The 11,618-nt window shown below is 71.7% G+C and carries 9 protein-coding genes; 4 read left to right on the top strand and 5 right to left on the bottom strand.

Annotated elements, in window-relative coordinates; all coding sequences use genetic code 11:
* Positions 1-138 precede the first annotated feature (138 nt).
* Together OG472_RS40105 and OG472_RS40100 are read left to right on the top strand one after the other, a co-directional pair.
* Positions 139-1,515 carry a cation:dicarboxylate symporter family transporter gene (locus tag OG472_RS40105; RefSeq protein WP_405942869.1) on the top strand — a complete coding sequence of 459 codons (1,377 nt, stop codon included), beginning with the start codon at positions 139-141 and terminating at the stop codon, positions 1,513-1,515.
* A 265-nt stretch (positions 1,516-1,780) separates the two neighbouring features.
* Positions 1,781-3,553 carry a S8 family peptidase gene (locus OG472_RS40100; RefSeq protein WP_401610770.1) on the top strand — a complete coding sequence of 591 codons (1,773 nt, stop codon included), beginning with the start codon at positions 1,781-1,783 and terminating at the stop codon, positions 3,551-3,553.
* A 10-nt stretch (positions 3,554-3,563) separates the two neighbouring features.
* Here OG472_RS40100 and OG472_RS40095 read toward each other — a convergent pair whose 3' ends face one another.
* From OG472_RS40095 to OG472_RS40085, 3 genes are all read right to left on the bottom strand, one after another.
* A complete protein-coding gene (locus OG472_RS40095; RefSeq protein WP_405834125.1) occupies positions 3,564-4,976 on the bottom strand; it encodes an alpha/beta hydrolase family protein in 1,413 nt (470 codons plus the stop codon).
* A gap of 74 nt (positions 4,977-5,050) precedes the next feature.
* Positions 5,051-5,719: a (2Fe-2S)-binding protein gene (locus OG472_RS40090; protein WP_405942868.1), complete on the bottom strand. Its 669-nt coding sequence runs from the start codon at positions 5,717-5,719 to the stop codon at positions 5,051-5,053.
* A gap of 78 nt (positions 5,720-5,797) precedes the next feature.
* Positions 5,798-6,598, bottom strand: a complete 801-nt coding sequence (locus OG472_RS40085; RefSeq protein ID WP_405834121.1) for an alpha/beta fold hydrolase — start codon at positions 6,596-6,598, stop codon at positions 5,798-5,800.
* Between the two features lie 140 nt (positions 6,599-6,738).
* Between OG472_RS40085 and OG472_RS40080 the strand changes: the two genes are divergently transcribed.
* Positions 6,739-7,425, top strand: a complete 687-nt coding sequence (locus tag OG472_RS40080; RefSeq protein ID WP_326478024.1) for a GNAT family protein — start codon at positions 6,739-6,741, stop codon at positions 7,423-7,425.
* Positions 7,426-7,533: 108 nt separating this feature from the next.
* Here OG472_RS40080 and OG472_RS40075 read toward each other — a convergent pair whose 3' ends face one another.
* Positions 7,534-8,562 carry a TolB family protein gene (locus OG472_RS40075; RefSeq protein ID WP_405942867.1) on the bottom strand — a complete coding sequence of 343 codons (1,029 nt, stop codon included), beginning with the start codon at positions 8,560-8,562 and terminating at the stop codon, positions 7,534-7,536.
* Between the two features lie 265 nt (positions 8,563-8,827).
* Here OG472_RS40075 and OG472_RS40070 point away from each other — a divergent pair, with 265 nt between their 5' ends.
* On the top strand, positions 8,828-10,114 hold the full coding sequence (locus tag OG472_RS40070) for an alpha/beta hydrolase (protein WP_405834117.1): 1,287 nt from the start codon (positions 8,828-8,830) through the stop codon (positions 10,112-10,114).
* Here OG472_RS40070 and OG472_RS40065 read toward each other — a convergent pair.
* Positions 10,092-11,591: a carboxylesterase/lipase family protein gene (locus OG472_RS40065; protein WP_405942866.1), complete on the bottom strand. Its 1,500-nt coding sequence runs from the start codon at positions 11,589-11,591 to the stop codon at positions 10,092-10,094. The genes OG472_RS40070 and OG472_RS40065 overlap by 23 nt on opposite strands.
* Positions 11,592-11,618 lie beyond the last annotated feature (27 nt).

Below are 11,618 nucleotides of genomic sequence, written 5' to 3'. Positions count from 1 at the left end.
GAGGCTGCGCGGTGGCCGGGGGAAGCGGAACATGCCGCTCAGTGTGCACCGGCTCGTGAACTCAATGAACGCAAGGGTGACCGGGGTCACAGCCCTGGGCGATGGTCTCCCCGAACGTATTCACCACCGGGAGGCATCGTGGCCGCCAGACGCGACAGAACGCACTATCTCTACATCGCGGTGATCGGCGCGGTGCTGCTCGGCATCGCCGTCGGCTTCGCCGCACCCGGCGTGGCCGTGGAGCTCAAGCCACTGGGCACCGGCTTCGTCAACCTCATCAAGATGATGATCTCGCCCGTCATCTTCTGCACGATCGTGCTGGGCATCGGATCCGTCCGCAAGGCCGCCAAGGTGGGCGCCGTGGGCGGGCTCGCCCTCGGCTACTTCATGGTCATGTCCACGGTCGCACTGGCCATCGGCCTGCTGGTCGGGAACCTGCTGGACCCCGGCAGCGGACTGCACCTGACCGAGGCGGCGCGCAGCGCCGGCGAGGCGCAGGCCAAGGCGGGCGGCGCCGAGAGCACGCCGGAGTTCCTGCTCGGGATCATCCCGACGACGCTGGTGTCCGCCTTCACCGGGGGCGAGGTGCTCCAGACGCTGCTGGTGGCGCTGCTCTGCGGGTTCGCACTGCAGGCGATGGGCGCGGCGGGAGAGCCGGTGCTGCGGGGCATCGGGCACATCCAGAAGCTGGTGTTCCGGGTCCTCGCGATGATCATGTGGGCGGCGCCGGTGGGCGCCTTCGGGGCGATCGCGGCGGTGGTCGGGGCCACGGGCATCGACGCGCTGAAGTCCCTCGCCGTCATCATGATCGGCTTCTACACGACCTGTCTGCTGTTCGTGTTCGTGGTCCTGGGCACGCTGCTGCGGGTGTGCACGGGCGTCAGCGTCTTCGCGCTGCTGCGCTATCTGGGCCGGGAGTTCCTGCTGATCCTGTCGACCTCCTCGTCGGAGTCGGCGCTGCCGCGGCTGATCGCGAAGATGGAACACCTGGGGGTGTCGCGGCCGGTCACCGGGATCACGGTGCCCACCGGGTACTCCTTCAACCTCGACGGGACGGCGATCTACCTGACGATGTCCTCGCTGTTCGTCGCCGAGGCGATGGGCAAGCCGCTCGCCCTGGGCGAGCAGATCTCACTGCTGCTGTTCATGATCATCGCCTCGAAGGGCGCGGCCGGGGTGACCGGCGCGGGTCTGGCCACCCTCGCCGGCGGACTGCAGTCGCACCGGCCGGAACTGGTGGACGGGGTCGGCCTGATCGTGGGCATCGACCGGTTCATGAGCGAGGCCCGGGCCCTGACCAACTTCGCGGGCAACGCGGTCGCGACGGTGCTCATCGGCACCTGGACGAAGGAGTTCGACCACGCGCGGGCCGCCGAAGTCCTCGCCGGCCGGATGCCGTTCGACGAGAGCACGCTGGTCGACGACGGGCACCGGACGGATCCGGCCGGGCCTGAGCCTGAGCCGACCGCCATGCCGGTCCCCTCGCACGCCCCCAAGGACGGTGTACCGGTCTAGCCGGTCCGCCCGCACGGGCCGGCCGGGCAGGGCTCGCCCCCACGGTGCCCAGCCCGGCCGGCCCGCCGCATTCTGCACAGTTGCACCCATAGTCGGAATTCGGCCACCGATAAACGAACCCCCATGCTGCAAAAGGTACTTCCGCAGCAGGCCGTGTGCATGACATCTTGCGTCCACCACTTGTTTCGTACGACCCGGCCTGACCACCGGGTCTTCGGAGGACGCATTGATACCCCACATATCCAGCCGACCTCGACGTACCCTCGTGCTGGCCGCCACGCTCGGCGCGGCACTCGCCTTCGGGGCCCCCGCCGCGCTCGCCGGCACCGCCCCGGTCTCTCCTTCCGGAACCCCGGCCACCGCCCCCGCGGCGGCCCCCAAGGCTGCGGCCCCGGCTTCCCAGAGTGCGACCTGGGTTGCCGGCACCCGTGCCTACCTCGTGATCACCGCTCCCGGTGACACCACGGCGGTGCGTACCGCCGTCACCTCCAACGGCGGTACGGTCTTCCAGTACTACGACGCGATCGGCGTGATCGTCGCCCACTCCGCGTCCGGCACCTTCGCCACCACCATGCGCGGTGTGAGCGGGGTCCAGCAGGTCGGCGCCACCCGCACCTCGGACGTGCCGGCGGACGCCTACAACCCGGCGCTGCCCGCCAACCCGGCGCAGGCCACGACGCCCTCGGGCGAGCCGGTCCGCGCCGACATGACGCAGATCAAGGCCGACCAGGCCTGGGCCGTCACCACCGGTTCCGCCTCCGTCAAGGTCGGCATCCTGGACACCGGTGTGGACGACCAGCACCAGGACCTGGCCCCGAACTTCAACGCGGCGGACTCCGCGTCCTGCGCCTACGGCAAGCCGGACACCCGTACGGGCGCCTGGCGGGACGTCGGCACCCACGGCACGCACGTGGCCGGTACGGTCGCGGCCGCCAAGAACGGCAAGGGCGTCATCGGCGTGGCCCCGGGCGTGAAGATCTCCTCGGTGCGCATCGCCGAGCCGGGCTCCTCGCTCTTCTTCGCCGAGAACACCGTCTGCGGCTTCATGTGGGCCGGTGACCACGGCTTCAAGGTCACCAACAACAGCTACTACACGGACCCGTGGCAGTTCAACTGCCCGGACAACGCCGACCAGGCCGCGATCATCGAGGGCGTCAAGCGCGCCCAGGAGTACGCCGAGGGCAAGGGCTCGCTGCAGGTCGCGGCGGCCGGCAACTCCAACATCGACCTGGCCAACAAGACGACGGACACCGAGTCCCCGAACGACTCGACCCCGGTCACCCGCACCATCACCAACGCCTGCCTGGACATCCCGACCGAGCTCCCGGGCGTGGTCACGGTCTCGGCGATGGGCACCACCGCGAAGGCCTCGTACTCCAACTACGGCCTGAACGTCGTCGACGTGACGGCCCCCGGCGGCGACACCGTCGGCATCTACAGCACCCAGCCGGGCGGCAAGTACGGGACCATGAGCGGCACGTCGATGGCGTCCCCGCACGTCGCCGGTGTGGCGGCCCTGCTGGCCAGCACCAACCCGGGCATCACCCCGGCGCAGCTGCGCGACAAGCTGGCCACCCAGGCCAACGACGTCGCCTGCCCGTCGGACAGCCGCTGCAAGGGCACCACGGCGAAGAACGGCTTCTTCGGCGAGGGCCAGGTCGACGCCCTCAAGGCGGTCGGTTCCACCCCGCCGCCCGGCAAGTACTTCGAGAACACCGGTGACTTCGCCATCGGCGACAACACCACCGTGGAGAGCCCGATCACCGTCAGCGGTGTCACCGGCAACGCCCCGGCCACCCTCAAGGTGGGCGTGAACATCGTGCACACCTACATCGGTGACCTGAAGGTCGACCTGATCGCTCCCGACGGCAGCGTCTACACGGTCCACAACCGGGCCGGCGGCAGCACGGACAACATCAACCAGGTCTTCACCGTCAACGCCTCCTCCGAGGTCGCGAACGGCACCTGGAAGCTCCGTGTGAACGACAACGCAGGCGGCGACACCGGCAAGATCGACTCCTGGAACCTGACCTTCTGAGAAGGCGGTCCTAGGACCTGAGCACGTCCGCGAGCCAGTCGAAGACGACCTCGCAGTGCTGCTGGGGGGCCATCGGGGAGCAGTGCAACTGCGCCCCGGTGGCCTCCGTCATCTTCACGTACTCCTTGCGCGAGGTCAGCAGGTCGTACATCTGCCGCGGCTGGCCCGGGTAGAACGTCTCGAAGTCGTAGTCCAGGACGAGCACGGGTGCCTTGATCCGCGGGACCACCTTGGTGACGTCGAGTCCGATGGCCACCTGGGACGGGGTCCAGACGTCGGTGAGGACCTTGCCGGCGCGGGCCTGGAGCAGGGCCTGGCGGTCGAAGATCTCGAAGCGCTTCTTGACCGTGAAGGCCAGCTGCGGGGTCAGCTCCGGCACCACCTCCTCGTTCCAGATCCGGTTGGTCTCCTCCTTGTCGGCCGTGACGATGTCGCGCAGCTCCTTGTCGAAGCCGAGCCAGGGGCTCACACAGCCCGGCTGGCAGGCCACGGCCGCGAGCCGGTGCTCGAAGGCGGCGGCGCGGGCCACGAGGTTGCCGCCCATGCTGAGGCCGGTGAGCGCGATGCGTTCGCTGTCCACGTCCTTGCGCGCGTCCAGCCAGTCGACGATCGGGCCGACGACCTTCTCCCACCGGGTGGTGAAGGGCATCTCCTCCACGAAGAGCAGCTGCCCCTGGCCCGGACCGTCGTAGACGAGGGCGTTCCATCCGCGGTCGAGGGCCGCGGACACGCCGTAGGTCCACATGTCGAGGTTCTGCCCGTCGCTGCCGTTGGTGAGGATCACGGTCGGGCGGGGGGTCTCCGGGCCGTCGGGGCGGAAGAACCAGACCGGCAGGTGCGTGCTGGCGTACGGGACCTTCGCGCGCACGGCAGCCGGGCTGCAGAGCCGGGCGAACGTGTCCCATGCCGCGCGTCCGGCCTGGTACACCGCCTTCTCGTCCCCGGGGTGGTCGGTGCCGAGGACGTAGAACAGCGCCTGGGCGTAGTACTGGGCGGCGCGCAGGGAGCGGAAGCGCCGGGTCTGGTCGGGGGCCTCGTGGCCGCCCCGGCCGGCGGCCGGCGGCGCGGCGAGCTTGTCGCCCCAGGAGCGGAAGGTGTCGCTGAAGGTCTGCTCCGACAGCCCGGCGGCGTTGATCGCGTTGACCGCGGTGAGCACCTCGCCGACCTCGGAGGCGTGCATGCCGGCCCCGCCGAGGGCGAGCAGGCCGGCGAAGTTGAAGCCCGGGTCGGCGAAGAGCTTCATCGCCCCCGGCGCGGGGTCCGGGTCCGCGGCGGACGGTTCGGCCGAGCCGGACGGCCGGGGCTCGGCGGCGGCGGCCGGAGCGCCGCCCGCCAGGGCGAGGGAGCCGGCACCGACGGCGAGTCCGGCGAGCGCGGCGCGGCGGGACAGCTCGGACGGCTGGTGCGATGAGGGGGCGGTCATGCAGCGGACCGTAGGAGGAGCCCCGGGGGCGCCGCAGTTCGCCACACCCTGCGCTCATCCGAACGGCCGCGCAGCTACCGGGTGCGCAGCACGCAGTCCCCGCAGAGCCCGCCGCCGGGCACCTGGTAGTACAGGCAGCAGCTGCGCCGTACGAAGGCCACCCCGAGCCCCTCCTCGTGGATGAAGGAGCCGGTCCCCGCCAGGGCCCCGCCCTCGGCCAGCAGGGCGCCCGCCAGCGCCACGGCCGCGCCGCCCGGAACCCGGTCGATCAGCACCCGCAGCGCCCCGACCAGGCCGGACGCCGCGTTCCCCCGCAGCACCTTCTGCGAGACCCCGAACCGCTCCCGAAGGCCCGCGTCGAGCACGGCCAGGTTCCCGAGGACCGTCTCCCCGAGCGTCTCGGCCGGCAGGTCCGCGGGCTCGGGCAGCCACAGCTCCAGCGATCCAGCGGCCGGCAGCCGCCACCACACCCGGTCGGCGGCCAGGTCCGGCACCCGCCCGGCCAGCGCCGCGCACCCCAGCCCGAGCGACCACAGCCGGGAGGCGATGCCGAGCTGCGCGGTCGAGGCGGCCACCCGGCCCGGGCCGCTGCCGATCCGCCGGCCCACCTCGGTCACGTACGGCCCGAGCCGCTCCCCGTACAGCGCCGTCAGCGGCCGGAAGCCGGGCCCTGGCGGCTCCGTCCCGTACGGGACGGTGAAGAAGGGCCCCACGGCGGCCAGTCGCCGCAGTACGTCGTCCATGGCGGCAATGATCTCAGGCCCGGCCGGGGGATCCCCCGGCCGGGCCCGGCCGCGTGCGGCCGTACTGCGGCGGACGGCTCAGAGCCCGGCGAGGAACTCCAGCAGCGCCCGGTTGAAGGCTTCCGGCTGCTCCACCCCGGGCAGGTGCCCGGCTCCCTCGATGACGGTGAGCACCGCGTTCGGCAGCAGCGCGTGCAGGGCCTCGGCCTCGGCGACCGGGGTGTAGACGTCGTCCGCGCCGACCAGCACCAGGCAGGGCTCCGTGGTCTCGGCGAGCACGGGCCGGTAGTCGGGGCGCTCGGCCCGGCCGCGCAGTGCGGCGGCCGCGCCCTGCGGGTCGGTCGCGCACATCATGGCGCTCACCCGTGCGGCGGTCTCCGGCATGCCGGTCACGTTGTAGGGCGCCAGCATCTTGTCAATGACCTCCTCGGCGTAGGGCCGCAGGCCCTCGGCGATCAGCCGTTCGGCCGTCTCCAAGCGGAGCTTCCTGCCGTCGTCGGTCTCCGGAACCGGGGAGGTGTCGGAGAGCACGAGGGCCCGTACCAGACCCGGGTGGCGCAGTCGCAGCTCCATCGCGATCTGACCGCCCATGGACACACCACCGACGACCACCTGTTCGACGCCCAGCGAGGCGAGGAGGGAGGCGAGATCGTCCGCGAGATCGGCGAGCAGGGCCTTGCCCGGCAGTACCGGGCTCTCCCCGTATCCCCGCAGGTCAGGGGCGATCACACGGTATCCGGCGGCCGTGAGCGCGGCCGTCTGGGGGGCCCACATCGTGCGGTTGAAGGGATGTCCGTGGATGAGGATTACGGGCGCTCCGCCGCGGGGACCCAAGTCATCGAAAATCAGCGTCACACCATTGCCAAATTGGGGGTTCATGAGAGGACATTAAGGGGCTACATTGAGCCACTCGCGTTCACCTGACAGCCGGTTGCCTTTCACTCGTGTTTTGCACGGGGGGCGACGTCATGGACGCAGACTGTGCAACCACCCCACCGCCCAGAAGGACCGAAGGCTCCGTGCCCGTACCCGTACACCTCGCGGGCCGCACCGTGCGGCTCGAGCCCCTCGCCCCCCACCACACCGAGGCTCTGGCCGTGGCCGGGGCCGAGGATCGTACGACTTACGCCTTCACCCCCGTACCCCATGGGGTGCAGGCGTCCCACGAGTACATCGACCGTGCCCTCGCCGATCAGGCGGCGGGTCGATCGCTCCCCTTCGCCATCGTCAGAGCCACTGACGGGCGTGTCGTCGGTTCGACCCGGTTCCTGGAACTCGACTACTGGCAGGGGCCACTGGTGTGGCCCGCCGTGCCGGGCGTCCCGTTCGGCGATCCGGCGACGGCGATCCCCGATGCCGCCGAGATCGGCAATACCTGGCTGTCCCCCGCCGCCCAGGGAACCGGCATCAACACCGAGGCGAAGCTGCTCATGCTCCGCCATGCCTTCGAGACCTGGGGTGTGAGGCGCATCTCGTTGCGCGCCGATGCGCGCAACGGCCGGTCGCGAGCCGCGATGGAACGTCTCGGCTTCACCTGCGAGGGGGTCCGCCGGGCCCATTCGCGGGGGCTGGACGGCGCCGTCCGCAGTACCGCCTTCTACTCGATCCTCGACGAGGAGTGGCCGGCCGTGCGGTCGATCATCGAGCTGAGGCTGTCGGCCGGCGCGCAGCGCAAGCGGCGCCGCAAGACGCTGATCCCGGCCTAGCCGGAACCGGCACCGGAAACGACAAACGGAAAAACGGTCCTCCCCGGCTCCGGCCTGCCCTCGGCCGGACGCCGGGGGCGGGCGTTCCCGGCCCTCGCCGCGGCATCCTCATCCGAGGAGGGCCGGGGCGAGGGCCGAGGCCATGAGACGGGTGGGGGCGCCGCTCCCGTCGGCCGGTACGGAGTACAGGTCCGCTCCGAAATCCCCCGGCAGGGCGTAGACGACGGTCCGGTCGTCCGTCCACACCACCTGGTCGTCCACGCTCCGCTCCTCGCCGAGCGGGGTCTGCGCCCCGGAGGCCAGGTCCAGCGCGTAGAGCCGCCACGGCGCCTCGGCCGGCAGGCCCGGCACCCGCTTCTTGAACACCAGCCGGGTCCCGTCGGGCGACAGCGACGGGCACTCGACGTTCTCGCGCAGGGTGGTCACCGTGCGCCCGGCCAGGTCCCCCCGGACCAGATGGGTCAGGCCGCCGGTCGCCAGCGTCGCGTAGAAGGTCCGCTCGTCGGCGGCGAAGGTGACACCCCAGAAATTCACGTCGGCGGCGCGGTACGGCTTGCCGTCCTTGATGATCTCGAAGTCCTCGAGCGAGGCGTCGAGCCTGCCGGTGCGCAGGTCGAGCACCGAGGTGCGCGTCGAGAAATTCGTACCTGCGTACGAGTCCCCGCCGACGAAGACGGTCCATGCGGCGAGGTGTCCGCCGGGCGAGACCCTGGCGCGGGTGGGGACGCCGTCGAGCGGATGCGCGGACACCTCCTTCAGGCGGGCGTCGAGGACCACGGCCTTGTAGCCGTCCCGGACCCCGCTGCGGTCGGCCTGGAGGCAGATCCCGGTGCCCCCGGCCGCGTGGAAGCGCAGGCAGCTCACCCCGGACGCGGTGCGGGCCCCTTCCGGCGCGCCCGCCGGGACGGTGGCGAGCTCGTCGCGGTGCGGGCCCCACGCCATGTTCCGGAACACGATCCGGCGCCCGCCCCGGTCCGGGTCCAGTGAGACCGCGCCCTCGGAGACCGGCGGTCCGCCCGCCTGCGCGTGGTCCTTCTCCTCGGCCCGGGACGACGCCCGCACGACGGCGAGCACGCCCACGGCGGTGAGCAGGAGCACAGCGGTGGCGAGCAGCAGGATCCGGCGCTGGAAGGTCATGGAGGGACTCCGGGCGGGGTGGGGGTCCGGGGGCTGGGCGGGGGCACCTTACCCAGCGGCCCCTGCATGAGCCAGGGATGTACGGCGGCGGGCAGGGGAACTCCATGTGTCGTACGCGCGGCAGGCAATGGCCTCCCCCAGGGCACCCCAAGAAAAGTCAAAATGCGGAACCCTGACATGCTTTCGTTCATCCTTCGAACGGAAGGATCCAGCTTCCAGACCACCCCGCCCCTCTGGGGCAGCACCAGCCGGAGAGCCACCGCACATGTCGTACGCACCCGACGGGCAGCAGTACCAGCCGTACCGGCCGCAAGGGCAGACCCCGCAGCCGCCCTACGGCGACCAGTACGGCCAGCCGTACGGACAGCAGCCGTACGAGGCCGGCGGCGCGCAGCAGCCGCCCCACGGCCGGCCGCAGCCTCCGTACGGGCAACAGCCGCAGTACGAGTACGAACCGCAGGACCACCACGAGCAGCCCGAGCCCCCGCGCCGGAAGTCACGGGGCCGGCGCTGGGTGATCGCGGGGGCCACCGTCCTCGCGCTCGCGGGCATAGCCGCGCTCGTGATGAACCACTTCGAGATACCCCCCTTCACCGACAAGGGCTCCGCCGTGTCCTTCGGGCAGCAGCCCGCGGGCGGGGGCGGCAAGAAGAACGACGCACCGCAGCAGCCGGCGAACTCCAAGATGCTGATGCCGACCGGCCCGGCCGCCGACTTCAAGAATTCGATGACCCTGCCCGACGGCACCCACGTGGCCGTCACCACGCTGGACGGCAAGAAGTCCGGCTTCAAGGGCAAGGTCTGGGTCTGGGCGCCCAAGGAGTACAACGACCCGAAGTTCGCCAAGAGCGGCTTCCCGGTCATGATCGCCCTCCCGGGCGGTGCCGGTTACCCCAGCAACTACTGGATGGGCACCGACCTCGGTCTGCAGACCAGCATCAGCAAGTGGTACGCCGAGGGGAAGAGCAAGCCCTTCATCCTGGCCATGCCGGTGCTGAACCCGGCGCCGGACGACAAGGGCATCTACTGGGACGGCTCCGACATACCCGGCCAGCCCAAGATGGGCACCTGGCTGACCGAGGACGTCCCGGACCTGATGAAGGCGAACTTCCGCACCGTCAAGTCCCGTGACGGCTGGGCCTTCATGGGCTCCTCCACCGGCGGGTTCGCGGGTCTGAAGGCCGTCCTGAAGCACCCGGACAAGTTCAAGGCCGTGATCGCGTCCGGCCCGGACGTCGTCCCGGACTCCTCCCTGTGGAAGGGCCACGAGAAGGAGAAGGCCGAGAACAACCCGGAGGTGCTGGCGAAGCAGCTCATCGACAGCAAGGGTCCGGACGTCTACCTCGCCTTCCAGGTCGGCGACAGCGAGAACAACAAGAAGACCCTGCCGGACGTGCAGAAGTTCATCGCCACCTACGGCAACAAGGGCCCCGTCCACGCCGAGTTGAGGGTCATCAAGGGCGGCCAGCACAACGCCAAGACCTACGTCCCCAACATGGGTGAAGGACCGGTCCAGTTCATCAGCAAGGTCATGGAAGGACCCGTCGAGTAAGCGTCGCCGCCCTCGTCCCTTCCGGCACCGACTCCGGTTCCGGCTCCGGCCCGCCGAAGACCTTCGGCGGGCCGTTGCCGTCCCAGGCCGCCCAGCCCGGGTCGCCCGTCACCGCGAACCGCACCCAGGCCGCGTGCATCTCGTCGGCCAGGGCCTGCGGGGCGTCCGGCCCGGCCAGCCAGGAGGCCTCCGGCGCCCCGAGCGTGTCGAACACGAAGCCGATCTCCAGGGCGTGGCAGGCGCCGAGGCCCGGGACCCCGGAGGGCCAGCCGAACTCGTACAGGTAGCTCGGCGCCGCCCGCCGCGCCCCGGCAAGCCTGCGCAGCGGGTCGCGCAGCAGCCGGTCGGTGATCAGCTGGCCGGCGAGTTCGGCCGGGCCCGCCGCGGGCAGCGCGGCGCGCAGCGCCCGTACGTCCGCCCGGCCCTTGCCGGCGCGGGCCCGGGCCAGCACCACGGCGAGCGGGCCCATCCGGTCCAGCAGCCGCATCCCGCCGGTGGGGGCGAGCCAGAGCCGGTACTCGTCACTGGTCCATCCGAGGAGCAGGGGCACGTCGCCGGAGGCTCCGGAGCCGACCAGGGCGTCGAGCGGGTCCCCCGGGACGGTGGCGGGATCGGCGACCAGGCCGAAGGCCGGGCCGCCGAGGAGCGGACCCGAGCGGCGCAGCACGGCCGCCTGGGCGGCGAGCAGGGTGGGCAGGGCGGTGGCCGCGAAGGCCTCGGCGGTGGCGTCCACCTTGAGCAGCGAGGCCATCCGCCGGACCATCGTGCGCGCCTTGTCCCGCGGCAGGATCTCGGGGGCTCCGCTCTGCAGCACGGCCCGGGCGAAGAGGCCGGCCGCGCGCGGGGCGGCCAGGAGGGCGCCGATGCTGATGGCTCCGGCGGATTCGCCGAAGACCGTGACGCGGGCGGGGTCCCCGCCGAAGGCCCCGATGTTGTCGCGGACCCACTCCAGGACGGCGATCTGGTCGAGCAGGCCGCGGTTGGCGGGGGCGTCGGGGAAGGGTCCGTAGCCGAGGACGCCGAGGCGGAAGTTGCAGGAGACGAGCACGACCCCGTCGCGGGCGAAGGCCGAGCCGTCGTACACGGGGACGGCCGAGGAGCCGCGGGTGTGCGCCCCGCCGTGGATCCACACCATGACGGGCAGCCGGGCTCCGGGGGTCGGATCGGGGGTCCACACGTTCACGCTCAGGCAGTCGTCCCCGGGGATCTCAGGGTCGGGCAGCAGGGCCGCGAAGGTGTCCGGGTACGGAACCTTGGGCGCGGTCGGGCCGAAGGCGGTGGCGTCGCGCACGCCGTCCCAGGCGGCCGGGGGCCGGGGCGCAGCGAAGCGGAGGGCGCCGACGGGCGGGGCGGCGTACGGGATGCCCCGGAAGACGGCGGTGCCGTCGGCGGCGCCGCGGCCCTCGACCACGCCGGCCGCGGTCCTGACCCTCGGCCGGCCGCCGACTGCGGCTCCGGCGTCGCCCACTGTGCTCATCCCGTCCTCCTGAACCCTGGTGCTGGG

The sequence above is a fragment of the Streptomyces sp. NBC_00207 genome, assembly GCF_045160965.1.
Taxonomy (GTDB): domain Bacteria; phylum Actinomycetota; class Actinomycetes; order Streptomycetales; family Streptomycetaceae; genus Streptomyces.
The sequence above is the reverse complement of the archived record's forward strand: the minus strand, read 5'-3'. Positions and strand labels throughout refer to the sequence as shown.

Excerpts from the sequence above, each read along its gene's own strand:
- OG472_RS40075 (WP_405942867.1), bottom strand. The coding sequence starts at position 8,562 with ATGACCTTCCAGCGCCGGATCCTGCTGCTCGCCACCGCTGTGCTCCTG.
- OG472_RS40095 (WP_405834125.1), bottom strand. The coding sequence starts at position 4,976 with ATGACCGCCCCCTCATCGCACCAGCCGTCCGAGCTGTCCCGCCGCGCC.
- OG472_RS40065 (WP_405942866.1), bottom strand. The coding sequence starts at position 11,591 with ATGAGCACAGTGGGCGACGCCGGAGCCGCAGTCGGCGGCCGGCCGAGG.
- OG472_RS40085 (WP_405834121.1), bottom strand. The coding sequence starts at position 6,598 with ATGAACCCCCAATTTGGCAATGGTGTGACGCTGATTTTCGATGACTTG.
- OG472_RS40090 (WP_405942868.1), bottom strand. The coding sequence starts at position 5,719 with ATGGACGACGTACTGCGGCGACTGGCCGCCGTGGGGCCCTTCTTCACC.
- OG472_RS40070 (WP_405834117.1), top strand. The coding sequence starts at position 8,828 with ATGTCGTACGCACCCGACGGGCAGCAGTACCAGCCGTACCGGCCGCAA.